Annotated in this window: 26 protein-coding genes; 17 read left to right on the top strand and 9 right to left on the bottom strand. The window is 49.5% G+C overall.

What is annotated here, in order from left to right; translation table 11 throughout:
* Window positions 1-4 precede the first annotated feature (4 nt).
* On the top strand, window positions 5-682 hold the full coding sequence (locus ACWGOO_RS16320; RefSeq protein WP_452485103.1) for a potassium channel family protein: 678 nt from the start codon (window positions 5-7) through the stop codon (window positions 680-682).
* Window positions 683-688: 6 nt separating this feature from the next.
* On the opposite strand, the gene ACWGOO_RS16315 is transcribed toward ACWGOO_RS16320, so the two are convergent.
* On the bottom strand, window positions 689-1,594 hold the full coding sequence (locus tag ACWGOO_RS16315) for a LysR family transcriptional regulator (RefSeq protein WP_452485101.1): 906 nt from the start codon (window positions 1,592-1,594) through the stop codon (window positions 689-691).
* A 226-nt stretch (window positions 1,595-1,820) separates the two neighbouring features.
* Here ACWGOO_RS16315 and ACWGOO_RS16310 point away from each other — a divergent pair, with 226 nt between their 5' ends.
* From ACWGOO_RS16310 to ACWGOO_RS16285, 6 genes are all read left to right on the top strand, one after another.
* Complete coding sequence (locus tag ACWGOO_RS16310; RefSeq protein WP_452485099.1) at window positions 1,821-2,495, top strand: succinate dehydrogenase cytochrome b558 subunit; 675 nt, start codon at window positions 1,821-1,823, stop codon at window positions 2,493-2,495.
* A 52-nt stretch (window positions 2,496-2,547) separates the two neighbouring features.
* Window positions 2,548-4,293, top strand: a complete 1,746-nt coding sequence (sdhA, locus tag ACWGOO_RS16305) for a succinate dehydrogenase flavoprotein subunit (protein ID WP_452485097.1) — start codon at window positions 2,548-2,550, stop codon at window positions 4,291-4,293.
* Between the two features lie 28 nt (window positions 4,294-4,321).
* Window positions 4,322-5,089, top strand: a complete 768-nt coding sequence (gene sdhB / locus ACWGOO_RS16300; protein ID WP_452485095.1) for a succinate dehydrogenase iron-sulfur subunit — start codon at window positions 4,322-4,324, stop codon at window positions 5,087-5,089.
* A 231-nt stretch (window positions 5,090-5,320) separates the two neighbouring features.
* Window positions 5,321-6,265 carry a metallophosphoesterase gene (locus ACWGOO_RS16295; RefSeq protein ID WP_452485093.1) on the top strand — a complete coding sequence of 315 codons (945 nt, stop codon included), beginning with the start codon at window positions 5,321-5,323 and terminating at the stop codon, window positions 6,263-6,265.
* A gap of 106 nt (window positions 6,266-6,371) precedes the next feature.
* A complete protein-coding gene (locus tag ACWGOO_RS16290; RefSeq protein ID WP_452485091.1) occupies window positions 6,372-7,112 on the top strand; it encodes a metallophosphoesterase family protein in 741 nt (246 codons plus the stop codon).
* A 52-nt stretch (window positions 7,113-7,164) separates the two neighbouring features.
* Window positions 7,165-7,824 (top strand): GNAT family N-acetyltransferase, encoded by a 660-nt coding sequence (locus ACWGOO_RS16285; RefSeq protein ID WP_452485089.1) that lies wholly within the window; start codon window positions 7,165-7,167, stop codon window positions 7,822-7,824.
* A gap of 206 nt (window positions 7,825-8,030) precedes the next feature.
* On the opposite strand, the gene ACWGOO_RS16280 is transcribed toward ACWGOO_RS16285, so the two are convergent.
* Window positions 8,031-8,255 (bottom strand): hypothetical protein, encoded by a 225-nt coding sequence (locus ACWGOO_RS16280; RefSeq protein ID WP_452485087.1) that lies wholly within the window; start codon window positions 8,253-8,255, stop codon window positions 8,031-8,033.
* 102 nt (window positions 8,256-8,357) lie between these two features.
* On the opposite strand from ACWGOO_RS16280, the gene ACWGOO_RS16275 reads away from it, so the two are divergent.
* Window positions 8,358-9,170, top strand: coding sequence for a DeoR/GlpR family DNA-binding transcription regulator (locus ACWGOO_RS16275; RefSeq protein WP_452485085.1), 813 nt, complete (start codon window positions 8,358-8,360; stop codon window positions 9,168-9,170).
* On the top strand, window positions 9,167-9,976 hold the full coding sequence (locus ACWGOO_RS16270; protein WP_452485083.1) for a Cof-type HAD-IIB family hydrolase: 810 nt from the start codon (window positions 9,167-9,169) through the stop codon (window positions 9,974-9,976). The genes ACWGOO_RS16275 and ACWGOO_RS16270 overlap by 4 nt, the downstream gene beginning before the upstream one ends.
* 131 nt (window positions 9,977-10,107) lie before the next feature.
* On the opposite strand, the gene ACWGOO_RS16265 is transcribed toward ACWGOO_RS16270, so the two are convergent.
* Window positions 10,108-10,917: a histidinol-phosphatase gene (locus ACWGOO_RS16265; RefSeq protein ID WP_452485082.1), complete on the bottom strand. Its 810-nt coding sequence runs from the start codon at window positions 10,915-10,917 to the stop codon at window positions 10,108-10,110.
* A 60-nt stretch (window positions 10,918-10,977) separates the two neighbouring features.
* Window positions 10,978-11,880 (bottom strand): LysR family transcriptional regulator, encoded by a 903-nt coding sequence (locus ACWGOO_RS16260; RefSeq protein ID WP_452485080.1) that lies wholly within the window; start codon window positions 11,878-11,880, stop codon window positions 10,978-10,980.
* Window positions 11,881-12,307: 427 nt separating this feature from the next.
* On the opposite strand from ACWGOO_RS16260, the gene ACWGOO_RS16255 reads away from it, so the two are divergent.
* The 5 genes from ACWGOO_RS16255 to ACWGOO_RS16235 all read left to right on the top strand — a co-directional run bounded on the left by ACWGOO_RS16255 (window position 12,308) and on the right by ACWGOO_RS16235 (window position 17,122).
* Window positions 12,308-12,766, top strand: a complete 459-nt coding sequence (locus ACWGOO_RS16255) for a chemotaxis protein CheX (protein WP_452485079.1) — start codon at window positions 12,308-12,310, stop codon at window positions 12,764-12,766.
* A gap of 39 nt (window positions 12,767-12,805) precedes the next feature.
* The gene (locus ACWGOO_RS16250) at window positions 12,806-13,585 is read left to right on the top strand and encodes an SDR family NAD(P)-dependent oxidoreductase (RefSeq protein ID WP_452485077.1); all 780 of its coding nucleotides are present in this window, start codon (window positions 12,806-12,808) and stop codon (window positions 13,583-13,585) included.
* 154 nt (window positions 13,586-13,739) lie between these two features.
* Window positions 13,740-15,131, top strand: a complete 1,392-nt coding sequence (locus ACWGOO_RS16245) for a DEAD/DEAH box helicase (RefSeq protein WP_452485075.1) — start codon at window positions 13,740-13,742, stop codon at window positions 15,129-15,131.
* 18 nt (window positions 15,132-15,149) lie between these two features.
* Window positions 15,150-15,896, top strand: a complete 747-nt coding sequence (locus ACWGOO_RS16240) for an ABC transporter ATP-binding protein (RefSeq protein WP_452485073.1) — start codon at window positions 15,150-15,152, stop codon at window positions 15,894-15,896.
* A gap of 2 nt (window positions 15,897-15,898) precedes the next feature.
* A complete protein-coding gene (locus ACWGOO_RS16235; RefSeq protein WP_452485071.1) occupies window positions 15,899-17,122 on the top strand; it encodes an ABC transporter permease in 1,224 nt (407 codons plus the stop codon).
* A gap of 113 nt (window positions 17,123-17,235) precedes the next feature.
* Here the strand turns inward: ACWGOO_RS16235 and ACWGOO_RS16230 are convergent, their stop codons facing one another.
* Window positions 17,236-17,352: a YjcZ family sporulation protein gene (locus ACWGOO_RS16230; RefSeq protein ID WP_209440990.1), complete on the bottom strand. Its 117-nt coding sequence runs from the start codon at window positions 17,350-17,352 to the stop codon at window positions 17,236-17,238.
* A 350-nt stretch (window positions 17,353-17,702) separates the two neighbouring features.
* Window positions 17,703-19,001, bottom strand: a complete 1,299-nt coding sequence (locus ACWGOO_RS16225; RefSeq protein ID WP_452485069.1) for an aminotransferase class I/II-fold pyridoxal phosphate-dependent enzyme — start codon at window positions 18,999-19,001, stop codon at window positions 17,703-17,705.
* A 444-nt stretch (window positions 19,002-19,445) separates the two neighbouring features.
* On the opposite strand from ACWGOO_RS16225, the gene ACWGOO_RS16220 reads away from it, so the two are divergent.
* On the top strand, window positions 19,446-20,231 hold the full coding sequence (locus tag ACWGOO_RS16220; protein WP_452485067.1) for a helix-turn-helix domain-containing protein: 786 nt from the start codon (window positions 19,446-19,448) through the stop codon (window positions 20,229-20,231).
* Between the two features lie 132 nt (window positions 20,232-20,363).
* Here the strand turns inward: ACWGOO_RS16220 and asd are convergent, their stop codons facing one another.
* Both asd and ACWGOO_RS16210 read right to left on the bottom strand, forming a co-directional pair.
* The gene (asd, locus tag ACWGOO_RS16215) at window positions 20,364-21,161 is read right to left on the bottom strand and encodes an archaetidylserine decarboxylase (protein WP_452485065.1); all 798 of its coding nucleotides are present in this window, start codon (window positions 21,159-21,161) and stop codon (window positions 20,364-20,366) included.
* Between the two features lie 88 nt (window positions 21,162-21,249).
* Window positions 21,250-22,365: a YheC/YheD family endospore coat-associated protein gene (locus ACWGOO_RS16210; RefSeq protein ID WP_452485063.1), complete on the bottom strand. Its 1,116-nt coding sequence runs from the start codon at window positions 22,363-22,365 to the stop codon at window positions 21,250-21,252.
* Between the two features lie 223 nt (window positions 22,366-22,588).
* Between ACWGOO_RS16210 and ACWGOO_RS16205 the strand changes: the two genes are divergently transcribed.
* Together ACWGOO_RS16205 and ACWGOO_RS16200 are read left to right on the top strand one after the other, a co-directional pair.
* Window positions 22,589-23,749, top strand: a complete 1,161-nt coding sequence (locus ACWGOO_RS16205) for a glycosyltransferase family 4 protein (protein ID WP_452485061.1) — start codon at window positions 22,589-22,591, stop codon at window positions 23,747-23,749.
* A 47-nt stretch (window positions 23,750-23,796) separates the two neighbouring features.
* Window positions 23,797-24,633 carry a WIAG-tail domain gene (locus ACWGOO_RS16200; protein WP_452485059.1) on the top strand — a complete coding sequence of 279 codons (837 nt, stop codon included), beginning with the start codon at window positions 23,797-23,799 and terminating at the stop codon, window positions 24,631-24,633.
* 168 nt (window positions 24,634-24,801) lie between these two features.
* On the opposite strand, the gene ACWGOO_RS16195 is transcribed toward ACWGOO_RS16200, so the two are convergent.
* The gene (locus ACWGOO_RS16195) at window positions 24,802-26,577 is read right to left on the bottom strand and encodes a M4 family metallopeptidase (RefSeq protein WP_452485057.1); all 1,776 of its coding nucleotides are present in this window, start codon (window positions 26,575-26,577) and stop codon (window positions 24,802-24,804) included.
* Window positions 26,578-26,599: the final 22 nt, after the last annotated feature.

Raw genomic sequence — 26,599 nt, 5'->3', positions numbered from 1 at the left:
AGATATGAAAACGCAGCAGTTTGTAGTTATTGGTTTGGGACGATTTGGCTCAAGCCTGGCTTTGCAATTGGTAGATATGGGGTGCGAGGTGCTTGGCATCGACCGGAATGAGGATGTTGTGGACAGTATGAGTGAGCTGTTGACGCACACCGTCGTGGCGGACGCTACAGATGAGGATTCACTACGATCACTGGGCATCCGCAATTTCGATTGCGGCATTGTTGCAATTGGTGCTGATATTCAGGTCAGCATCCTAACTGCCATTTTGCTGAAGGAGCTGGGTGTGAGCAAAGTCGTTGCCAAAGCAATTTCTGTGCTGCACGGACGGGCGTTGGAAAAGCTCGGTGTGGACCGGGTCATTTATCCGGAGCGGGATATGGGGATACGGGTCGCGCATCAACTGGTCACGCCTAATTTGCTTGATTATTTGGAGCTGTCCAAGGAATACAGTATTGTGGAACTCAACGTCCCTGCATGTCTGCATGGCAAAACGCTATCTGAGCTGAATGCCCGCACTCGCTTTGGTTGCAGCATCGTGGCGCTTCATACGGCGAACGGTATCCTGATTGCACCAACAGCGATGGATCGGCTAAAAGCGGACGATATTATGGTCATCATTGGCTCCAATGAGAATATCGGCCGCTTCGAGGATGAAGTCGTTAACGTGAATGAGGAAGGCTAATCTCCTCTATACCATACGATAGCCCGCAAACGATGCCCGCGTCTCGCTGATCCAGCGCCGTGCTGTCGGCCCCAGATCGGTCGTCTCCGAGTAGATGAGGGAGGTGGTGCGCCGTGTCTCCTTCAAATCAGGCAAGTACAGCGCGGTCAGCCCATTATCCCGCAGCAGCTCGCTGCGCAAGTAGGATTTGGGCAGCAATGCGGAAGCCTTGCAGGTCGGCAGCAGGCGCACAATCGCCTCGAACGAGTCGATTTCCATACGAATATCCGGCATGATGCTGCTGCGCTGGAACAGGTCATCCGTCAGACTGCGGTACCAGGTTCCTTTGGAAAAAATAATCATCGGTAATCCTTGCAGGTCTTTCATCAAGACCGTTCCCGTCTTCATCGTTAATTCATGCCCGATCGGAACGACTAGCTCCAAGTGATCGTCAAACAGCGGAATGCAACGCAATCCGGCCTCATGAATGGCAGACCCGACAATACCGGCGTCTGCTTTTTTGTCGCGTACAAAAGCGACGATTTCATGGGTTTTGCCCGTGAGCAGCTTCAGCTCGGTTTGGGGATGCTTGCTCATGAAAGCTTCGACGAGCGTAGGCAGCGTCGTTTGGAGTGTCGTCAGACTCGCACCCAGTGTAAGCATGCTCTGGGCTTCGTTTTTGTGCTGGGACAGCTTTTGCAAAAAGCGGAGCTGCCGTTGCCGTTGCTCCAGCGCGAATGTATATACAAATCGGCCTGTTGATGTAATTTCGAGTCGTTTGCCCCGCCGATCAAAGAGATTCACACCCAGTTCTTCCTCCAGCTTGGCGATTTTGCGGGACAGGGCGGGCTGGGACAGATTAAGCAGCTTGGAGGCTTTATTCAGGCTGGATTGCTCGACAATGACGGCAAAAGCATTCAAATCCTCAAACAAATCATCCACTTCCTCTCTATATGCAAAAAAGACATAACAATTAATACGTATATTGCAATTCCATTATAAGCTGAAAAGGAGTAACATGAAAGCGACACAAGATGTTCACACTTTTGTTTTTCCTTTTAAGGGGCGCCTTATTGGACATTTCTTGTCGTGAACTGTCATTTTATATGTTATATTACTATTGAAAACGTTATTATTAGGAGAAGGGAGCATTACCTAGATGAGAGAATTTTATTCCAGAAAGCTGCACTCGCTTCTTGGCGTCATTCCGCTGGCTCTGTTTTTTGTAGAGCATTTGGTGACCAACTTCTCAGCGGTGGAGGGCGGCAAGGAAGGATTCAATCGCAGCGTGGCCTTCCTGAATGGTCTGCCGCTTGTTATTGTGCTTGAAACGTTATTTATCTACTTGCCACTGCTGTTCCATGGAATCTATGGCTTGTATATCGCTTATCAGGCTGATCCGAATGTCAAACGTTTTGGCTATTCGCGTAACTGGCGCTTTCTGTTCCAGCGCATTTCCGGTGTGATTACGTTCGTGTTCATTATCTGGCACGTATACGATACACGTATTCAGGTGGCCCTGGGTAATGTAACACATGAGGAGCTAGGCGGTGTGATGCATGGCATTGTGACGAATCCGGTCTATTTTATCCTTTATTTAATCAGTGTCGTTTCGGCATCCTTTCACTTTGCTAATGGACTATGGGCATTTATGGTCAGTTGGGGGATTACGGTGGGACCTCGTGCGCAAAAAGTGTCCTCCTATATCTGCATGACCTTGTTCGTAGTTGTATCCATCGGCTTCATCGCTTCCTTGCTGGCATTCCGGAGCGCGCAATTTCAGGAAACAGCAACCGCATGGGTGCAAAGCAGCGCTATTCAACAGCTACTGTAAACGAGGGATTCAAACGATAAAATAAGATCCTGAAAAAAAGGAGTGAGCAGAAATGGCAGCATCCAACATTATTGTCGTGGGCGGCGGTCTAGCGGGTCTAATGGCTACGATCAAGGCGGCAGAGGCAGGAGTTCACGTTCATTTATTTTCTTTGGTTCCGGTCAAAAGGTCCCACTCCGTTTGTGCTCAAGGTGGCATCAACGGCGCGGTGAATACGAAGGGCGAAGGCGACTCACCGTGGATTCACTTTGACGATTCAGTATATGGCGGCGACTTTCTGGCAAACCAGCCTCCTGTAAAAGCGATGTGCGAAGCGGCTCCGGGGATTATCCATCTCATGGACCGCATGGGTGTCATGTTTAACCGGACACCGGAAGGACTGCTGGATTTCCGCCGCTTCGGCGGTACGCAGCATCATCGAACAGCCTTTGCCGGAGCGACGACAGGGCAGCAGCTTCTGTACGCACTTGATGAGCAGGTACGACGCTGGGAATCCGAGGGCTTGGTGACCAAGCATGAAAATTGGGAATTTTTACAGGCTGTACTCGATGATGAGAGTATCTGTCGCGGCATCTGTGCGCAGGATTTGCGCACGATGGAAGTGAAGACCTTTGCAGCGGATGCGGTTATTTTGGCATCGGGCGGTCCCGGCATTATTTTCGGCAAAACCACGAATTCCGTGATTAATACTGGTACGGCTGCCGGGGCGGTATATCAGCAGGGCGTACGCTATGCGAACGGCGAGTTTATCCAGATTCATCCGACGGCTATTCCGGGGGATGACAAGCTGCGTCTGATGTCCGAGTCTGCACGGGGAGAGGGCGGTCGTATTTGGACGTACAAGGACGGCAAGCCGTGGTATTTCCTCGAAGAAAAGTATCCGGCTTATGGAAATCTGGTCCCTCGTGATATTGCGACACGTGAAATATTCAGTGTATGCGTCGATGACGGGCTCGGCATTAATGGCGAGAACATGGTGTACCTCGATCTGTCCCATAAGGACCCGAAAGAGCTGGACGTGAAGCTGGGCGGTATTATTGAAATTTATGAAAAATTCGTTGGTGACGATCCGCGTAAAATCCCGATGAAAATTTTCCCGGCTGTGCATTATTCGATGGGCGGCATGTGGGTCGATTACAATCAGATGACGAATATTCCGGGGCTGTTTGCCGCCGGGGAATGTGAATTCCAGTATCACGGAGCGAACCGTTTGGGTGCCAACTCGCTGCTGTCAGCCATTTATGGCGGTATGGTGGCTGGACCGAAGGCTGTGGAATATATCAAAGGCTTGAAAAAATCCGCACAGGATATAGCTTCCTCCGTGTTCGATGCGGCGGTCAACCAGCAGACGGAGAAGTATGAGCGTATTTTGCATATGGACGGGAAAGAAAATGCCTATGTTCTGCATAAAGAGCTAGGTGAGTGGATGACGAACAACATGACTGTGGTTCGTTATAATGACAGGCTGGAAGCTACGATCCACAAGATCAAGGAGCTGAAGGAGCGTTATTCCAACATTAACATCAATGATGCTTCGCGCTGGAACAATGCGGGTGCGGCGTTCACACGTCAGTTGTGGAATATGATGGAGTTGGCCGAAGCGATGACCAAAGGGGCGCTGTTGCGTAACGAAAGCCGTGGAGCCCACTACAAACCGGACTTCCCGGACCGTAACGATGAGGATTTCCTGAAAACGACGATTGCGGACTGGACACCGGAAGGACCGCAAATCTCGTACGAAGCGGTGGACGTTTCGCTGATCAAGCCGCGTATTCGGGATTACTCCAAGAACAAGTAAAAGGAAGATACGGAAGGGAGTGTATTAGATGTCGGAGCAAGCAGTGAAATCGGATAAAACCGTGAAGTTCGTTGTGACCCGTCAGGATGAACCTAATGCGAATCCATATACGGAAGAATTTGAGTTGACTTATCGACCGGGGATGAATGTAATCAGTGCGTTGATGGAGATTCAGCGTAACCCGGTGGACAGCCATGGTAAAGAGACAGCCCCGGTATGCTGGGAGTCGAACTGTCTGGAGGAAGTGTGTGGAGCATGCTCCATGGTGATTAACGGCAAGCCGCGTCAGGCTTGTGCGGCGCTCGTCGATAAGCTGGAGCAACCGATTACCATTGCGCCGATGAGCACGTTCCCCGTTGTACGGGATTTGGTCATCGACCGCAGCCGGATGTTTAACGCGCTCAAGAAGGTCAAAGCGTGGATTCCGATTGACGGCACCTACGATCTGGGCGCTGGCCCCAGAATGGCAGAGAAGAAGCGTCAATGGGCGTATGAGCTGTCCAAGTGCATGACCTGCGGTGTCTGCCTGGAGGCTTGCCCGAATGTTAACGAGAAGACAACATTCATTGGACCTGCGGCGATCTCTCAGGTTCGCCTGTTCAACAGCCACCCGACAGGGGAAATGAACCAGGAAGAACGTCTGGACGCATTGATGCAGGACGATGGACTGGAAGGCTGCGGTAACTCGCAAAACTGCGTGCGTTCCTGCCCGAAAGGTATTCCGTTGACAACCTCCATTGCTGAAATGAACAAGCAAACGACCAAGCATATGTTCAAGCGCTGGTTGACCGTATAGCACTAGAGCAGCGAGTGCTTTATACCAAAACAGGCTTTTTTCCTGAACCGGAGAAAGCCTGTTTTTTTCTGCTCAGAACAGATTGGAGTTACCATGGAGGGGGAGAGCGGAACAGCAGTTATGGTATAATTATGGTATTGTGTATCGTTTTTGGAGAAAAGGAGGCTGGACAGGTGGAGGGTTTTTACAAGTTGAATAGATCAGTTGAATAGATAGCAAGGGGGCACGCATATGGAGAAGACGCCGCAAACCCGCCGCGAGAGTCAGGATGGCCCACACGATGAGGCCGCTATCCCTCCCGGTTCTTCGCGGCGTTCCATTTCGAATGAGCCAGCCAATCCTTCGCGCCGCCGTTTTTTGAAAAAAGCCGCTTTAGCGACAGCCGGAACCGCGCTTTTGACCGGAGGATACGCTTCCTTGTGGGAGCCTAATCATTTGGAAATTACACGTTTTACGCTATCTTTGCCCCGTCTGCCGTCGGCTTTTGACGGTATCAGGATCGTGCATTTTAGTGATGTACACTTGGGCTTTCACATGGATGAGCAGGACCTGCGGGAGCTTGCGGACCGGATTGCAGGACTGGAGCCGGATTTGCTCTGTTTTACAGGTGATATTGTAGATGATTATGCCGTATCTATGAAAGCCGCTGTTCCGGTTATGGCTTCCATGCACGCTACTCTTGGCAAATTCGCCATTTTGGGCAATCATGATTATAGAGGTTTACCAGCTGGAGTTCAGGAATTATACCCGAAGACCGGATTTACGTTACTTAGAAACGAACATGCGATTGTGGAGCGCGCGGGACAGCGTGTGGCTATGGTTGGGTTAGAGGATAACATTATGGGAAAGCCCAATCCACGGCGTGCCGTTCATGGACTCCCCGATGAGATGTGCAAGCTGCTACTGATGCATGAGCCGGATTATGCGGATGTGGCGGCGCGAATGTCCTTTGATCTTCAGCTGTCGGGACATACGCATGGAGGACAGGTGCGCTTGCCTGTTATCGGAGCAGCGATGCCGCCTCCCGGTGGACGCAAGTACATTCAGGGATTATTTCATGTAGGGGAGAACAGGATGCCGCTCTACGTCAGCAGGGGGATTGGTATGACCAAACTGCCGATTCGTGTACTATGCAGACCAGAGCTTAGTGCCATTACGCTAAAATCTGGCCAATAGGTCATTATATTTTTTTCATCTTCACCAGCATACGCTTGGAACTACATAAAGAAGGCTTGAATGTAGTGTAGTATGTAGCTGTTTCGGACAAAGGAGTGATATTCAGATGGATCGTATTGCTGTCATTTCAGATATACATGGCAATTGGCCTGCCTGCGAGGCGGTGCTGGAGGATATTGCTTCCCGAGAGAATAGCCGTGTGTTTTGTTTGGGGGATCTGATCGGCAAAGGGCCTAGCCCGTGCGAGGTTCTGGAGGCTGTCCGTCAACATTGCGAGGTGGTCGTGCGTGGCAATTGGGATGAACTGGTTAGTATTACGGATGATCTCAATTTTAGCTGGCAAGCCGAGCGCTTGGGCACAGAACGGCTACAGTATTTGGCACAGTTGCCGTTTCATCATGATTTCAGAATGAGCGGACGTCGTATCCGTCTGGTGCATGCTTCGCCGCAAAGTGTATATCATCGCGTGCAGCCATGGGATGAGCCGGAGAAAAGACTCGCCATGTTTGACCCATTAGCCGAGGAAAGTGGAAAAGTCGCTTTTGCCCCGGATGTCGTGGGGTATGGAGATGTGCATAATGCCTTTATACAGCATTTTCAGGGCAAAACGCTTTTTAATGTCGGCAGTGTTGGGAATCCGCTGGATGTCACTCAGGCTTCTTACTGCATTTTGGAGGGGAACATGGGAGAAGAGAAGCCTGTACCTTTTTCCATTCAGTTTGTACGTGTGCCTTACGATATAGAACTGGCGGTAAAACAGGCAGAGGAAGCAGAAGTACCTTCTTTGCCGTATTATATCCGTGAGCTGCGCACAGGCATTTACCGGGGAATTCAGGACCTGGATTGAGTGTGCAACCTATTCGCTGCAAAAAGCCAATCCATTCGCAGGAGGGATCATTGTGCTGACCAGAGAAATGCTTCGTTCAGGGTCAGGGCTACCGGAGCTGTATACCGACCGTGTCCGGTTGCGCCAGCTACAAGCGGGGGATTACCCCGCGCTGGAAAGGATGCTGTCCGATCCATTGGTTATTCGGTATGTGAACCGGATTCGCAAGCCAGTCGATGCGCGGATGCGGCGTCTGGTAGCGCAAATCAGAGTAGCTGCGGATTCCCTGGATTCGCTGCATTTTGCGGTGGAATGGCATGGGGGAAATAAAGGAGCAAACAACGAACCCGTCGAACTCAATAAACTCAATAAACTCAATAAACTCAATAAACTCAATGAACTCAATGAACGCAGGCACTCGCCGCTGCTCGGTATCGCTTCTTTCCAGCAATGGAATGAAAACGCAGGTGAGGCACAGTTAGGATATATTCTGGATCGTCCTTTCTGGGGTCAGGGACTGGCTACAGAGGTCGTGGGAGAAATGCTGAGATTTGGTTTCGGGTCTTTAAAGCTCAGGTGGATCGAAGGTCGTTGCCAAGAGGATAATCAGGCTTCGGTGCGCGTGCTGATCAAAAATAAGATGCGCCTGCTGCGCACCATCAGTGCCTATGATCATTCAGGAGAGGTGCCGAGTGTATTGGTGCTCTCAATTACCCAAGGGGATTATGCATGAAAATGGCAGTGGAATATTTTGTTACAGAGATGAAATATAACTGCAAACTAACTCTAACACAGGACGGGTACAATACAGACATGACCCCCTTTTGAATAATATAAGTTGCTGGGACCCGAAGCTTCGGGTCCTTTTTTTTGTGTTTCTATTGCAGCTACCTGCGATTACAGGCCGTTCCTACGATTTACAGGAATGGATCAAGCTGGTTACCAGCTCTGGAAGCCATTCATGAGAGAAAGGAACGAATCCCCCTCTGACTGTGCTTTGGTTGTATCCATGTACCACGATTGCGCAATACTGAATGGAGACATATGCTCATCTTCCGTTTTTTCTTTCACTACGGCTTGCTTTCCGGTTATCTGCTCAATGGTGGAAATGACATCTCCGATCCTCACAGTATCGTCGGAGCAAGCATTTACGGGTCCTGTCAAATGAGAGTGACTGAGCCAAAGCAGAAAATCCGCGGCTTCATCGGAACGGATAAATACTTAAAATCACTTAACAAATCGTGCAATAATGCTTATAATTGATGTATGGAGGTGATACTTATTTATCAAGAAGAAAGGTTAGTTAAAATTCTTGAGAGGCTTCAGGGAGAAAAGATGATTTCGAATCAGGAGATATGCGATATGCTTGGTATTTCCAGAGACACGGCCCGGCGGGATTTCATTAAATTAGTGGATGAAGGTGCCGCGATACGAACCCATGGAGGTATTGCTCTGCCCCAGTTTAAGGACAAAATAAAAGCATATAAGGAAAGGATCAATGCTTCTGCTGAAGATAAATATATAATTGGGAAAATAGCTGCCTCTCATATCAACAAAGGTGACCTTTGTTTTCTGGACGTCTCAACGACAGTGAAGTTTCTTTGTGATCATCTCAATACAAGCTCTACAGTGTATACTCATTCCCTTGATAATGCAGAAGCACTATCTAACAACAATAAGGTCGATGTATACCTGCTAGGGGGAAAGTTTAATCATGAAAATCGCTTTTTTTTCAATGTTCATGTGGCATCTCAGTTAAATGATATTTACTTTGATAAAGTTTTTCTTGGTGCAGCTGGTATTTTAAAGGATGGCATCTATTTTTCAAACTTTGAAGATGCGGTCATCAAAGATTTAGTAGCCAAACGATCAAAAGAGGTTATTCTGTTGGCGGATTCACGGAAATTTAATCAAATCAGCTCCTATAAGGGTGTTAATTTTAGTGATATTGACATGATCATTACAAATGAAAAGCCACCAGATAGCTTTAGAAAGAATTTTGAGGAAAACAACATTGAGATCAGACTTATTAATGAAGGGAAGGCAGTCAAAGATTACTTCGAGGGGGGGCTAATATGACAAAGATAAAAGCAGTTTTCAGTGACATAGACGGGACTTTAATTAATTCTAATCATGTGATAACCGAGAAAACAAAGCTTGCAGTCCAAAAAGCAACAAACCTAGGTGTGCCATTTGTCCTTGTTTCTGCTAGAATGCCAAGTGGAATCTTGCCACTCCAACAAGAATTGGAAATCGATTCACCCATTATTTGCTACAGTGGTTCCCTAGTAATAGACTGTAGGAGCAACACAACTATTTTCAGCAAAGGCTTGCCTCAAGAGAATGTTATTGGCATTTATGAGGCTGTAAAAAGCAAATTCTCAAACATTCATATTAGCATCTACAGCCATGATCAATGGGTTGTTGAAAATACACAAGACAAATGGGTTGTTCAAGAGCAAGATATCATAGGTTCCCAGCCTACTCAGGCAAATCTTAAAACCTTCATAAACACAAACCCTGAAATGCATAAAATTCTCTGTATGGGTCCGACTGAAGAAATCGAAGAGCTTGAAGGAGTATTAAAGAAAGACAACGCCGCTCTATCCATTTACAAATCAAAAGACACTTATCTGGAAATTATGTCTGGAGATGCATCTAAATCTAAAGCAATTCAGCAGATAATCAGCCGTTATGGTCTTAAAAAGGAAGAAATCATGGCAATCGGTGACAATTTCAATGATATTGATATGCTGAAATTTGCAGGGCTGGGCATCGCAATGGGGAATGCGCCTGACGAAGTTAAAAAGTATGCGAACCAAGTGACCTCCAGCAATGATGAAGAAGGATTAAGTTTGAGCTTAGAAGAGAACGTCATCAGATAAATGCGTTCGCCTTTGCAATGGGATTCTTACCTTGCAGTATATATTCCCCAATAATCCCATTGCAATAGCGATCGTAAGATCAAATGATTGGCGAGCGGTGATCGCTACCCTAAATAAATTTTAAAGCGCCACTAAAGCGCTACAGGGATTTTACGTTTTTCTTTAAAATAAACCCATTCCCGGAAGCCGATATCCTTCAGCATCGCCTTCACTTCGTTCCAATCCTCGCCTACCCGCGAAGGTTTATGGGCATCTGAACCAAAAGTGACTTCTACGCCAAAATGGTGCGCTCTTTCTAAAATAGATGCGGACGGATACCATCCGCCACTCAGTTTGGTTTTACCCGAAGTGTTAATTTCAATGGCTACACCGGATTCCGCAATCACCCGCAAGGTTTCATCAATCGCTTCATTAGCAGGAATATCTGAAAAGGCCGGAAAATTCCCCTTCATCGCGTCAATATGTCCCAAAATCTGAAACATCCCGCTTCGTGCAGACTCCTGAATAAGTGAATAGTAGACTTGCTTGACCTCGATTTTACGAGCGGCACTTAGTTTGTTCCAACGGTTACGATTAAAAATGCTGTCCCCTTCAACATTGTGGATCGACCCAATGAGGTAATCAAACGGATAAGGAGCCAGAGTGGAGCGATACAGCTCCACATAATCAGGAAAATAATCTGTCTCCAATCCGAGCAAGACGTCAATGCGGCCTTCGTATTCCTTTTTAAGCTGTTGCACCTCTTCTACGTACTCGGCAAGCTGTGATTTCGCCATATAAATTTTCGGAAAAGCCTGATCCTGTTCGCTGCACAGGAAAGGAGAGTGGTCCGAAATGCCAATCGCTTGTAAGCCCGACTGAATGCCTGCTTCAATGTAGTCCCGAATGTTGCCGTCTGCATGACCGCAGCGGAAATGATGGGTGTGCAGATCAAATTTCATAACCTGTCTTCCTTTCGTAATCAAGGTTTATATTTCGTAGGGTGTTCATAGCGGACTATGTTATTCAGAACTGGTGAAATTCGTTTCCGGCATCCCCTTCAGATCGCTTAGAAACTGCTGCATGGCTGAGTTCAGATATCGGCCGGATTTGTAAATGACCCCCACCGGATGGCTAACCTCCAGTTCGGTAATCTGGATCATTTTCAATGTGCCAGCACGTAGCTCAGGAGTGACCGACAGCCTAGAGATAATGGCAGCGCCAAGATTAATCTCGACCATCCGTTTGACTTCCTCGCTGCTGGACAACTCGATCACGACATGAGGCACTATTTGGTGTTTTTTTAATACATCATCCACGAATTTTCGTCCTACCGTATCGGGTGAGAGCAGAATAAGTGGAATTTCCCGAAGGGCTTCAATGGTAGCATGCGGTTGGGAGGCCAATGGATGAGTGGGCGATACGACAAGCTCAAAGGAATCGTAATACAAAATCGAAGTGCTCAAATTTGGATTACGTTCGATCAAGTAACCGATGCCAACATCAATAAGCCCGTTTTCCACCTGCTGATAAATCATGGAGGAAGCCATGGATTGAATGGAGGTTTTGATGAGCGGAAATTGGTCCTGAAAGTAGGAAAGTACACGCGGTAAAATTTGAATGGCGATGGACGTTGTAGTGCCCAGCGCAATATGACCCTGCGGCGTTTCGTTCAGATCGTACAATTTCTGTCGCAGTTCCTCGACAACATTCAAGATCCGCTCTGCATGTTCCAAAAAAACAGCCCCTCGGTCGGTTAGGGTGACGGGTTGATTGCGGTCGATCAGAATGGTCTTGAACTCGTCCTCCAGACTTTTGATTTGGGCGGATACCGCCGGCTGCGTCAAATTGAGAAGTTCTCCGGCTTTGCGGAAGCTCATCGTTTTGGAAATCATGATAAGCGTTTCAAGTTGACTGATGTTCATGAAGTTCCTCCTCTCTTTTCTTAATTCTGTCGCATCTGTATAGACTGAGATTTTTAACTAATTTACCTGTTCATATGTAAACCCTCGTTATACTTTATTTCATTAGATTATAGGTTATTCGGGCAGGAAGGGCAATGAATCAAAGCAGAGCACCGTGAAGTATGATATATATTGGGGAAAAAAGACTAGAGTCCTAATATTCATCAGAAACAACCAGTTTAATACCGATGTGAAGTGAGATATAGGACATTATTCACATTTTTTGTGATTTGGCTATAAAAAATTGCCGGGAAGCTGTCGATAAGTGATAGTAGAGTATTTTTTTGAGGGCCGATTCGTTTTGTATCCTTATTTAAATTAAAAATTATTATTAAAATGGGACTTTTGTTGTATGTCTAGAAGCCCATTGTAAAGGGGCGCAATGATCGTGAAGGCAGAAGTGATAAATCCTTTTTTGGAGTCGGCGCGGCGAGTCATTGAACAATTGATCCAAATCTCTCCCTCACCCGGCAATCTCGGTGTGAAAAATGTCGAGCTGGTGGAAGACCATATTTGGATTATGATCGGGATAACCGGACAGCTTAGCGGAAATATTGTGTTCGGCCTGAATGAACAGGTAGCGTTGCGCATGGTGTCGGCGATGATGGGCGGATTCGCTTTGACTGAAATTGATGAGATGGGTGAAAGCGCCATCTCGGAATTGGGTAATATGATCAGCGGTAATGCCAGCACGATTTTGTCCAATCAGGGGATTGTGGTCGACATTATGCCTCCGCAGATCATGAAGTCGGAAAACTTGGCCTCTTTCGTACCTCAGCGTGCCCTTTATATTCCGCTTACTGTGGAAGGAATCGGTGAGCTGGATATTCAGGTGATGATCTCTTAATATTAAAGAAGCAGGTTTCTTTAATATGGAGGGATGGCCATGGGTACATTGCAAAACAAGGTGGTTGTCATTACAGGTGCATCTAGTGGAATTGGTGCCCTTTGCGCACGGTTGCTGAGCGAAAAGGGCGCGATTCCTATTTTGACAGCGCGTTCGCAGGAACGGCTGGAGCAAGTGTCGGCGGGAATTGGCGGCAGGCATGAACTGATCCCTCTGGACGTCACTTGTCAGGAGCAGGTAGAGGCCGTGGCTGCCCGTGTGCTGGAGCAGTACGGATGGGTCGATATTTTGCTCAACAACGCAGGTTACGGGAAGTTTGATTATTTTCATGAAACAGACCTGACGGAGTTCGAACAAATGATGGATGTGAACTATTTGGGCGCTGTCCGCTGTATCAAGGCGTTTCTGCCGCAAATGACAGCGCGAGGTACGGGACAGATCGTCAATGTGGCATCCATGGCCGGCAAAATCGGGACAGCCAAATCGTCCTCATACACAGCAACGAAGCATGCGCTGCTAGGGTTCAGCAATGCGCTTCGGCAGGAGCTGCGCGGGAGCGGAGTTACGGTAACGACGATTAACCCTGGGCCAATTGACACGCCCTTTTTTGACCTCGCTGATCCTTCGGGCGGATATGTCCGTAATGTAGGCTGGTTTATGCTAAAGCCGGACAAGGTGGCGCAGCACATCGTGAGAGCGATGGAGCTTCGCAAAGAGGAGGTTAATCTGCCTCGGTGGATATCTCCTTTTCTCAAACTGTACCAGCTTGCTCCCAGACTGACCGACAGGCTGGGCCATGGTGTGATGAACAAAAAATAAAGGATGTCCCGCAAACCATGTGATGGTGGAGGGACATCTTTTTTTGTCATTTTGTATGAAAGGGAGGTGGGACTAAATATCTGCATTTGGTTGCAGGGCTATTTTCGCATATAATGGAGAGTAACGAATTTACGTATAGGGGTTGGACCTTTTCATGACATTGAATTTTGAATCGCTCGGCGTTGAACAAGACCTGTTGACTAAGCTGGCTGAGCATGAGATTACGCAGCCTTCGCCGGTTCAGGCGCAGGCTATACCAGAAATGATCAAGGGCAGGCATGTATTGGCGCGTTCGCAGACTGGTACAGGGAAGACGCTGGCTTATTTGCTGCCGCTGCTGCAAGCCATTGACCCACAGAAAAAGGCTACGCAAAAGCTGATCCTGGCTCCCAGTCAGGAGCTGGCGATGCAAATTGTACGCGAAGGCCGGCGTTATGGGGAGCATCGCGGCATCCGTGTGCTCGGCCTGATCGGTGGAGCGGCAGTCAATCGCCAGATCGAGAAGCTGAAGGACCATCCGCAACTTGTGGTTGGCACACCGGGACGTGTACGGGAACTCATCGCTTCGAAGAAGCTGAAAATGCACAACATTACAACCATCGTCATCGACGAGGTGGATCAGATGTTCCAACTCGGCGGAGCAGGCGATGTTACGAACATCTTGGGCACCGCCCAGCGCGACCGTCAGTTAGTATTTTTGTCCGCAACGCTGAACGACGAAATTCAAGCGCTGGCCAAGCGAGAAATGCAGGATTACGTAGAAATCGGGATTGATCCCGACCAGAAGACGGCTAGCGGTCTGGAACACTATTACTTTGTATCCGAAGAACGGGATAAGGTGGACATGCTGCGCCGACTGGTGCGTCATTTTAATCCGAGAAAAGCGCTTGTGTTCGTCAATACAACCAATGTCATCGGGGAGATTGAGGCCAAGCTTAAGCATATGGGACTGACTACAGCATCCCTGTATGGTGATGCGGACAAAGTTACACGTACCAACGTGCTGGCCCAGTTTCGTGCGGACAAGCTCAAGGTGCTGATTGCTTCCGATGTGGCAGCCCGTGGTCTGGATATTGAGGGACTGGAAATGGTGATCCATTTTGATCCGGCTACGGACAGTCAGGCTTATGTTCACCGTGCGGGACGGACCGGACGGATGGGTCGCAAAGGATTGGTTGCGTCGGTTGTTACCGACCGTGAAACGTTCATCATGCGTAAATTTTCCCGTGAACTGGGCATCGACATTGCGGAGCGTGCGCTGCATGGAGGCCGGGTTGTTGTGCCGCGTCCGGTGGATGCCAAGCGTGTGCCTGTAAGGGCATTCGAAGCCAGAGCCACTTCTGATGGAGCACCAGTGGAAAGCGGCAAGGCATCTGCTCGCGGTGAGAACGGTCGTCCTGGCAGAACTGCGGCAAATGGCTCGGCTCCAGGCAAGAGCAAAGGAGCGGCCTTGTCCAAAGCAGGGAAAGCGCAGCGTGAGCGTGATCGTAAAAACAAGGGAGCGCCAAGATGGCTGAAGGAAAAAGGATCAAAACCGAACGGATAAGCGAGAAGAGGGGGAGCCATGGAACAACAGCCTGTATTGCAAATTAATGGACTGACAGGCGGATACAGCGCCAAGCGCCCGGTGCTACACCAGATTTCTCTGGATGTGAAGCCGGGCGAAATGGTGGGGCTGATCGGTCTGAACGGAGCCGGGAAAAGTACGACGATGAAGCATATTTTGGGTCTGATGACACCGCAGGCGGGAGAAATCCGCGTGCAGGGACATAAGCAGGCGGAAAATCCCGAGCAGTATCAGAGAGCCATAGCTTTTGTACCCGAGTCTCCAGAGCTGTATCCCGAAATGACCGTGATGGAGCATATGGAATTCACCGCCAGAGCGTATGGAGTCAGTGAAGCTGATTTCCGCACCCGCAGTGACCAAATGTTGGGCTTGTTCCGTATGCGGGATAAGAGCGGAAGCATGTCGATGCATCTCTCCAAAGGGATGCGCCAGAAAGTGATGATCATGTGTGCATTTTTGGCGGGGCCACCGCTGTATGTCATTGATGAGCCATTTTTGGGTCTGGACCCGCTTGGTATTCGTTCCTTGCTTGATTTTATGCTGGAGATGAAGCGCTCAGGCTCGTCCATTTTGCTCAGTTCTCATATTTTGTCCACGATTGAAAATTATTGTGATCGTTTCATTGTGCTTCATCAGGGTGCCATCATTGCACAGGGCACGCTGGACGAAGTGACAGCACAGGCGGGTAAGCCGGGCATGCCGCTGGAAGATGCATTTTATGAGCTGGTACAGGGCAGGGAATGAGCATGGATTTGCAACGCTTGCATAAAGAAAGACGTGTTGCGTTCTGGGGACAAGTGCTGCCTTATCTCGGCTATGTCATTCAGAGCGGCCTGGCGGTCGTCTTCGGCTTTGCGCTGATTGCCTTTGCCGCGTGGTACACGTCGCTGATTATGCATATCCCGCCGGATTTGCCCATCCGCTGGATTATGCTCATTGTAGCCGTTCCGGTCGCTCATGTAAGCTTCCGTACGTATTTGAATGAAGCGGATATCGTCTTCCTACGCCCGCAGGAGCATGCGATGCACCAATATTTTAAGTCCAGCCGTATCCGTGGCGTGGTGTATAAAATATTCGGCCTTCTGCTGCTGCTTGTGATCGCGTGGCCGCTGTATATCCGCAGCGATACTGCGCCTAAGCCACTGCTGCTGACCCTACTGCTGTTCGTGCTGTTGAAGCTGCTGTTCAGCTATGGCGGCTGGCAGGAGCTGCGCATGGTATCGCGCGGCGCGAGTATGGGGTATCGTCTGCTTCGCTGGGCGCTGACAGTGCTGCTGGTAGCCGCATGGCTGTGGCAGCCTCCGCTGCGGAGCTTGCCGTTTATCTTGCTGGTGGGTGTGGTGTACGTGCTTGTCCTGCGTTTTCCGGTCAAGCTGCTGGTGGCATGGGAGAACCTGATCCGTACAGAAGGAGTTCAGGCTGCCCGCGTGATGCGTACTTTGGGCTGGTTTGTTGATGTGCCGGCCCTTACGCAGAGAGTGACTCCGCGTCGCTGGTTGTCCTGGTTGGGTGGTAACATACCGTGGGACAAAAGGGGAGCTTATCGTTACCTGCTGTTCAAGACCTTTGTGCGCACAGAGCCTGTGGGGATGGTGATACGGCTGGGTATCCTCGGGCTGTTGATTATATGGATCACGCATACGAGCTGGATCGGTATCGCTGTGTATTTATTTTTTATATTCCTGATCGGCGTGCAGATTACTTCGCTAAGGCAGTACCACAAGGATTCGCTATGGCTTCAGCTCTATCCGCTTCCTGCACATACCCGCCGTGCGTCTTTCCTGGAATTTGTTGTCCGGCTGCTGTTGCCGGTTGCGGTCGTCCTGTGGCTTCCTTTTTTGTTGAGAGGAACGGAAGGGCTGATCTCCACGCTGCTTACGCTGGCTGGTGGAGTTCTGGTGGTATACCTGGTACGAGGCGCTCAGGCGAAGAAATGGCGTCTGGACGGTCAAGATGAGGAAGAAGTTTAATCCTGTGTGGATAAAGGTAAGGTTATTCCGTAAGCAGCAAGGGCTGTTTGCGGAATAGCCTTTTTTCGTGGGATGCTGCTATTTGTCCGCCGTGGGCGCAGATGTCCGCCTGCTTAAATGAAAATCGTTTTGCTGATGATCACTAACAAAATGAACAGCACCAGAATCGTCCCTGTGCTTGTGAATGCGCCGAAACCACCGTAACCGCCTCTTGTTTCTTCTGCTCCCATGCTCATTCTCCTCTCGGTCATTGTGATGTAGGATACACCGTATATTATGAAGCGGATTTTCGTATTGCGTGGGCCAATGTGGAGGTACATTGCCGGATCGCCTTATTTTTTTCAGCGGATATGGGGGGATAGAGAGGAAAAGCCACGTTTTTTCGATAATAGAAGAAGTACGTAATCATTATCACTTCATTTTGCTGCCGCTGACACAAGAATCTTTGCTGGCTGCTGAGGGATAAGTGCTTCGAGTTGTGAATGAATCGTTCAGCAGCGGATATAAAAAAACGGTATGCCGCAACATCCGGCATACCGCTCAATCCAGCTATAAATCTAACCAGTCAGTACCGATTAGATTAGGCGTTCAATAAGTCTTGCACACCACGATAAATCATGTCGTACAAGTCTTCTAGATATTCTTCCTCGATACAAGAGAATGCGATACGGAGATCATGCTCACCCAGCGCAATCGTTCCCACCCCATACTGCTCCAGCAGATATGTACGCAGTTGTTCGGCGGACAAGCCGTTCAGCTTGAGACACATGAAATAACCCGAGTTGAAAGGATAGTAACTCCATACGTCTCCGTATTTTCCGCTATCAAGTAACGCCTTGACCTTGTTGGCCCGGCCTTTCAGGATTTGGAACTTCTCTTCCTTCTGTTGCTCAAAATCCGGTGATTTGAGAGCATCCAGCACGAAGGTTTGCGACGGGTGAGGGCCGCTGGAAATCGTTGCCCGAATAATCCCTAATGCTTTTTGCTCCAGTGCGCTCAGCACATCCTGATGTTCCGAAGCAAAGGTAATAAATCCGACACGGAAGCCCCAGACGAATTCTTCTTTGGTAGCTCCGTCAATTTTGACTGGTAAAATTCTTGGATGAAGTCCAGCCAACTGGCCGAATAGCGATTCATGCAACGAATCCTCGAAGAACAGGCCAAAATAAGCGTCATCCGTCACAACTACGACATTGATGCCTGCTTCTGCCGCTTCCTGAATGGCAGCAACAATTGCTTTGCCTTCTTCGATTCCCGGTGTATACCCAGTCGGGTTGTTCGGGAAGTTCAGCACAACGATGGCTTTGCCATATTCCTTCTGCGCCAGCAGCGCCTCGCGTAACCCCTCACTATTAAAACGTTGATCCTCTGTGAACAACGGGAAATTCACCAAGCGTCCATGACGGCGAATACCGAAGGTCAGCTCATAATTTTCCCAGTTTTTGTCCGGATAAATGACAGCATCCCCTTCATCCGTAAACAGGTCGGCAACGATGCTCAAACCATGAGTCAGCGCGTTCGTAACCACCGGTAGGCCGTAGCTTTTTCCAGCGAGCGACGGATTTTCCTTCAGCATTTTTTCCCGCCATACACTACGCAGTTCAGGCTTGCCCGCAGGGGGCGCATAAGGGTACAGGTCCTTGGGGCTGTATGCGGACAGCTTCTCCTGAATGACTCCCAAATGCATAGGGCCGCTGTCCTCGATAGCAATACCAATCGTAGCGTTGTACTTTTTAGCAAGTTTCCCCGCCTCTGCCGATTGACTCAAAATTCCTTCTTTTGGAAAGTAAATCTCTTTACCTAAAAGAGAAAGCATTTCATATACATGCTCGTTGCCTGCCTGAATGTTGCGGTTTAACTGCGCTACCAGTGAATTCATTCCGGTTTCATCCTTCCAAGTCATTTTGATTATATATTATAGCATTACACACGGTAAGCGTCACGCAAAAGCGTCCCCAATAAAGAAAACGTTTACAAAATGTCGAAAAGCATGCAGATTCAATGAATTATTCTTGAATATGCATACAAAATGGCAAGCCTTTGGTATGTAAATAGCCATGTACCTCGATAAAAACGTCTGCTATAATGGTTTAATGATATAAATTCGCATCCGACAAGTATGAATATAATTTTCATTTCCCAAGGGAGTGAAGGATAACCTGAGTGAACGGACACGCTGATCTAACGAAGCTTTCCTGACCTGCTGGAGCATGGATCCATGGGGAGGAAAGGCTTTATTTTTTGCGTAATGGCTGTTCTGCGCTTATATTATAATTTAACGGGATCTGGAATAACGAAAGAATAGCATAAGGAGGTGCAGATTTTGCTGGATACGTCTGCGTCATCGTTTATCCTGTTACCCGCCTTTGCCAAAATTGTGTGCGAGCCGAGCTGGAAATGGCAGGTGCGCGAAAGGCCGATGCCAAACTATGATCTATTTTATGTATGGAGCGGTGAAGGAACGGTTGTATTGAACGGGGAGTCCTATCCGGTAAGCAAAGGAAGCTGCTTCCTGTTCAAGCCGGGGGATGATACCCGGGCCACACATAACCCGCAAAAGCCGCTCATACTTACCTATATTCATTTTGATCTTACTGAGCAGCCGGAGATCATCCCTGCCAGCTATCGTATGCTGGAGGAAATGGTCGAGGTGGAGCATATGCTTGCCAGGTACGTTCGTCTGCGCCTGGAACGCGCTTACGGGGCCGAGGAGGAGGGCAGGCTGATCCTGAAGCAGCTCATGATACATCTGCTGCGTGCCGACTGCAAGGAGCCTCAGGAGCAGCCGGCCAGCCACCAGCTCACCGAGGTCATCCGAGAAACGGCCAACTATGTGCGCCAGCATCCGGGGCTTTCTCATCGTGTCGAGGATTTGGCGGTACGGGCAGGGCTGTCATCACGTTATTTTTCAATCAAATTCAAGGAGCTACTGGGTGTTTCCGTGCAATCTCATATCATTAGCATGCGAATTGAGCGCGCACAGCATCTGCTGCTGTATGCTGGAATGAATGTGTCTGAGGTGGCAGAGGCTTTGGGATACCGCGATATTTTTTTCTTCAGCCGCCAATTCAAGCATTACACGGGGAAAAGTCCATCCGAGCTCAGGTAAAGGAATGAGTGGGTGGTTCTGAGGATAGTCATATAACGAATAAAAGGTGAACACAAAAAAAGGACCTTGAGCAATGCTGCCGGGTCCTTTTTCATATGTGTCGCTGTTGTCATGCTGTAACGGCGAGCTCGCTTACGCTTTGGGATCGTGCCGGAAGCAACCGAGGCGCTGCCCCATTCTTACTACATCTCCCAGCTTCAGCGCAGGGTCAGGATCAAACGTGCCGTTTTCGGTCAGTAAAACGACGGTTGAGCCAAACTCGAAATAGGCGAGATCGTCGCCTTTTTCCCATGCGACAGCTTCATCATCGGTATATTTAATGCTGCTCACATTCATTGCGCCAACCTTGACGACCGCTACCTCGCCGTATTCATGGGCAATGTACGTAATCTGTCGTTCATTACGGCTTAGAACCGCTCTCATATGCTGTAAGCCGAAGTCGTTCACCGGATATACCTTGCCGCGCAGATGCTCCTTCTCCACCAGTGTACCGGATACTGGTGCATGAATACGATGATAATCGGTCGGACTGAGATACAGCACAAAGGCGTAGCCATGCGTGTATTTCTCAAGACGCGGCGAACGGTTAAGCAGCTCATCCAGTGTATAGTTCTGACCTTTGACATTCAAAATAGTGCCGGACGTAATTGGGCCACTGAACGTAATCCGCGCATCCACTGGACTGGTCATCACCTCGGCGTTCGTATCAATCGGGCGCATGCCGGCTTTTAATTTGCGTGTAAAATAGGCGTTCAGGGAACGGTATTCCTTCCATTCCTGTTCAGCCTCATGCGTCTGGATCTGGTACGTACGTATAAAGGTGGGGATAAAAAGTCGGCTTGCACTGCTTTGCGCGAAGGAACCCACAACCCGGCACACCCACTTGCGCGATGATAGCTCGGTCATGAGCCGCAGCCACTGTTTTGCCATTTCAGACCCCCCTTGTTCATTTCCGAGCCGTCTTGGCCGGAACCTGTCCGGCCGCTCTGAACTATATTGACACAGAATGTGGCGTAAATCAATACAGTGGAGGGTCGGTGTCCGCCGGGGGCATCCGTTCGAGAAGCCAACGTGCGTAAGCCATTGGTTGAGTATACGTTTCTTTCCAGACATTGTTCATGCCCGCCTGGCTGAAGCCGTAGCGCTGATCGCGGCCGTTGCATTCAATAAAAACAATATTGCCTTCTTGCGTAATACCCAGGTCCAGACCGACGTCAGCCAGCCGGGGAAGGGTTGGTGCCAGCCGATGAACGATTTGCAGCGCGAGCTTTTCCAGTTCATTCATCAGACGGGCTGCGTTCCATGGCTGAGCCGTTTGTGCCTGTGACAACACCTCTGGCAAGGAACGGGCCGAGCCGCCCTGCGCCACATTGGAAACGAAGGTGTGGGAGGGAGCAATTTTGGCAAACATGCCCGTCACGCTCCAAATGCCGCCATATCCGCGTTGCACCGTCACGCGAATATCAAAAGGACGGTTGTTATACAATGCCAGCGGTAAAGTTTCCTGCACGATATGAGGGCTATGCCGCAGCCGCTTGTGCAGGAATGAAGGCAATTCTCCGGCGTGCAGACGCAGTGTGATCCAGCGCTCCGGTACAGCGAAATGTGCGCATTGTAAAGTCCAGCCACCACGGGAATGTCTCAGGCGCATGATTCCTCTGCCGATGCTCCCGCTGCTTGGCTTGATAACGACATCTCCGGTCTGCTCCATCAGGGTACGAATCGAAGCCGGGTTGCCTTGCAATGTTCGCGGAAGATGAAGGTGCAGCAGAGGGTCTTCCTGTAATATCGCATGTATGTGGTCCTTACGGAAACGGTTTTGTTCATTAAAGACATACATTCCGTTCTGCACCAGTCTGTTGATTTCACTGGCGTTTTCGTTTTGCCGATAGAGGGTCCGATTGTGGATGACCCGTGGCAACGGAAGAGTCATCTGCTGATAGCCATTACCGTGTTTCACAAAAGCCCGGCATGTTCCGGTCGGTATATGAATATCTTCCAAACGAAGAAAGCAGGGGATTAGCTCATAGCTCAACCCGGCTTCCTCGTAATTGGCGAGTGATTCATATCCCGTCCTCATGGCGGGGATGCCCCGGTACGTCGCCGGGTTGAGCATGACGCCGACATGCAGCATGGGTATGTCCGCCCTTCCTTGTTGTGACTCCAACTGACAACTCAGTGGTTCTAGTCCATCATATGTATCAAGGATCGGCCAGGCATGGACGGTAGCCTTGCTGCATGCCCAAAGTGAAAAGCCAGGCACCTTTCAGGCAGGGAGACGATATGATACACCGTGAGTGTTGAAGAGAATGTGCAGGAGAGCGCTTGAATCAAAGAGGAAAGAGGGTGCAGGGCTAATGCAGAGGCCGAAGGTGGCAGTCGTTACACCGGGCTCTTTTGTTATACCTTCGCCCCTCAGCAGCTCGGTGGAGCGGGTTATTGCCCATACAGTACCGCTGGCCAGCGATAAGCTTCAGGTACAGATATATGGCATACGGGGAGAAGAGGTGCCGGATAACATCGATGTGGACGGGGTGCCCTGCATACGTTATAAGCAGGGACCAAGTTATATTCCCGAGGTGATTGCCGACCTGAAAAGATGGTCGCCTGCAGTGGTGGATGTACACAACCGCCCGGCTGTGGCATATGCGATCCACAACGCTTTACCCGATAGCCGGATCGTGCTGACTTTGCATTCGACCACTTTCATCCGGGAGCCGTACCTCAAACGGAAGGAAGTGGATCGACTGCTGCTGCCGATGGAGCGGATCATTGTGAACAGCGCCTACATGCGGGCAGTCGTGGCCGCTGACAGCTCTGAGGCTGTCAGGGAACGCATCGCTATAAATGAGCTGGGCATTCATCCCGGCGATTTTCTGCCGCGCTGGACACCGGCGGCAGAAGCGGTCAGAGCCGCGCGGCTGAACGATTACGGCTGGGCAGGCCGCCGGATCGTACTCTATGCGGGCAGACTGGTGCCGGGCAAGGGCGTTCATCGGCTGCTCAAGGCCCTGCCGCGCATTGCCCGTGCCTGCCCGGATGTGCTGCTGCTCATTGCAGGCAGTGCCTATTACGGGCAGGACCGTCTCACGCCTTATTCGGCGTCGCTGCATCGGCAGACGCGTAAGCTCAGGATGGGAAAGCATGTCGAGTTTCTCGACTATGTTCCCCATCCGGCGTTGGCCTCACTGTATCAGCTGGCTGATGTGACCGTCGTTCCTTCGGTGGGAAATGAGGCCTTCGGGCTGGTCAATTTGGAAGCGATGGCCGCAGGCGTGCCCGTGGTTGCTTCCCGTACAGGCGGCATTCCGGAAGTTGTACGTCACGGGGAGACGGGCTGGCTTGTTTCGCCATCTCCGGGGGAGCAGGACATGGCCGCTACCGTCATAGGACTGCTCCAGCGGCCTGACTTGCGGAGGCGAATGGGAGAGGCCGGGCTTAACGAGGTGCGAAAACGATTTTTATGGCAGCATTCAGCACAGCGCTGGGCGAAAATCATGCTGAATTGCGTAACGTAGTGACGTGAGCCCAACTGTGAGCATAGGCTATCCTATAGGCATTAGCCATGATTCCCAGCCGGGTGAATGAAGCGGAGCGATCGCTGGTTCACTCCTGTGCCAAAGGAGCGGTCATTATGAACCATCGTATGAACCATAATAGTAAGGATAAAAGAACAGTACGGCGTAACCTTTCCAACGCGGTTCCTTCCCCTCGTATAGATAAAAATAAAACGTCTTTCCCATCCGGCAACGGCAAACCGATCCAGCGGGAAACGGTGAACGTAAAGTCAATTGTGGATACCCAAGCTCCAGCTCATGACCCTATCGCCGTGGATGAAGCAGCAGCATGGAGGAAGTATAAGCTTCCCAAGACACTGGAGAAAGCTATGCTGATGAACCGGGGGTCTGTACTGCTGCTGTCTGTGCCAGAGGCGGATATGGAACCCAGGACCGAAGACGACATATCGTCTGTAACGTCCAGAGGTCAGACAGAGCAGGAATCGTTGCTGGATTGCTCCATTACCAGTATCCACATTGCCGAAGGCAGACAGCGCCCCAAGCAGCAACGGGTGGCGTTGTCCGCTGACAAGCCCGTTGCTGCTTTTACGGATGATGACGAACCTCTCCGTGAGCCAGCAGTTCATTCAAGAGCGGCTTCAACACGGTTTGGCAGCATTCCTTTTCATATTTCCGCAGAAGCTGGCAGGGATGAAGTGAGCATTGTGTTTGAGCATCCATTCAAGGACGCGCATTATGCAATCACAGGTAATGCGAGCATACCGGGGGTAACGGTATCTGTCACAAAGTGTCAGAGAGATTCGGTGGTGTTCACTGTGGATCGCGGACACGCAGGTTCGGTTTGTGAAGGTTTGATTCTGTGGATTGCAATCGGGCACGATTAAGAGATGCCTGCACAGGATTGCAAATTTGCTTAAAACAAGAAAAAGGCGTCCCAATGAAGGGGCGCCGTATATATGAGGGGAATCCTAACTATAGCAAGATGATTACTTATCATAGCTACTATCAAATGGATGAGGACTCATCGCGAGGAAAAGCATAATAAACTTAGTTTATTCCACACCTACAGCCTCAAAAGATTTGGCGGCTGCGATTGCTTGCGCTGAATTCGCACCGTAGAGATCTTTTGCCGCTTGAATAACAGCAGCACATGCGTTGGAAAATTTAGAAGAAGAAGTTAGGTAGTTCGTAAAGGCACTATAGTAAATTTGTACCGCTGCATCACGTCCGATTCCATCTACCTTGACATCATGGAAAGTACCACCCTGTGCCAATAGATAGTAGGCTTTATTGAGAATACCGCTGTTGGTATGAACGCCACCGTTATCGGAGCTGCCTTTATACAAGTTTGAATAGTGATCTGGTTGATGGTACTGGGCAGGATTAGACATAGAGCGAAGTGCATCGCCGGCAATGCTTGGCGTATAAATATCATCGCCTACAAGCCAGTTTTTACGCTGAATGTCATTGCCGATGATGTCCGAGAAGGACTCGTTCAACGCACCGGATTCCCCGTAATAATCCAAATTCGAAGTATACTCTGTAACACCGTGCGTGAGTTCATGACCAACCACATCGGGATCACCACTGAAAGCGATAAATGTGATACCATCCCCGTCTCCATAAGTCATTTGGGAGCCGTTCCAGAAGGCGTTGTTGTAGCGGCTGCCGTAATGGACCGTCGAACGGATTTGTAGGCCGCGCCCGTCAATACTGTTGCGTCCGAATTTGTCTTTATAATAGTTATACGTTTTGGCCGCATAAGCATGAGCATCTACGCCGGCTGGATCATTCCATACGTTATCGGCATCCGTCAGGAGTGTACCTGGGATGGTCTGACGTTTGGAGGCCGTGTAGGTCACAATTCCGTTACCGCGTGTTGTGTCTCTTAACTGGTAGCTGCTTCCGGACTGCGTAGTGTTGAACGACTTGGTATCACCAAGCACACCTTTACCTGTGCCCGTCGCATCTTTAATGATGTCATACTGAAATACGATCTTGCCGTCATTGGCATCAATAAAGTAGCGTGTACGCAGCGGAGCAGGCTCCAAAATATTGACTTCTGTTACATAGATCAGTCGCGTTGTATCGCCATTAGGATAGAAGTAAAGCTCAGCTTTAGGGTCTACTTCAGGCTGTAAATTGGCGATTTTAGCGATAGGACTTTGTGCTGCTACAGCTTCAATTTTGCTGTCCTTCAAATCAGCAGCCTTTTCAAGACTTAGCTTTTCCTTATTAATAGAGATAGTTTGTTCCTTGTAAGCAGCTTCAACGTAAGTATCTTTACTTACACTGCTTTGCTCCTCAGCATCTTTAGAAATTGTATCGTCGGAGGTAGGTAGGGCTTGAATCCGCGCAGCTGCTTCCTGATATGCGGTGTAGACCGCTTCAGAAGCGCTGATTTTTGGAGTTGCACCTTGCGTAGCTTCTTTTTGCTGATCCTCAGTAATCACGGCCCCCAGATAAGAGGTGACTTCACCAGACTTGCCCACATGAATCGTCTGTTCAGCTCCATATACGGGAATCCCGTTCACATACTGTTTCAGCCGATAATGACTTACACCGGATTTGTCGCCTGTACGATCAATGATGCGAAATTGATCACGGACACTGGTGCTGTCTGCACCAAGCAACGTTTTCTTTTGTCGATTCAAATAACTCCATACAATGTCGTCACCCGATACCGATGAAGGGGCCTTCCATTGCTCGGCGTGGAAGGTTGGCGTAAGCTGATTTGGCTCCGAAACGGAACTCTCCGCAGATGCACCAGACGCTACCGACCCTAATAACATAGCTCCTCCAAGAAGCGAAACCCATACCTTTTTCATTTAAAATTCACTCTCCCCGGTT

The organism is Paenibacillus sp. NPDC055715, assembly GCF_053617595.1.
Note: the sequence above shows the minus strand (reverse complement) of the source record. Positions and strands in the feature narration are given on the sequence as shown.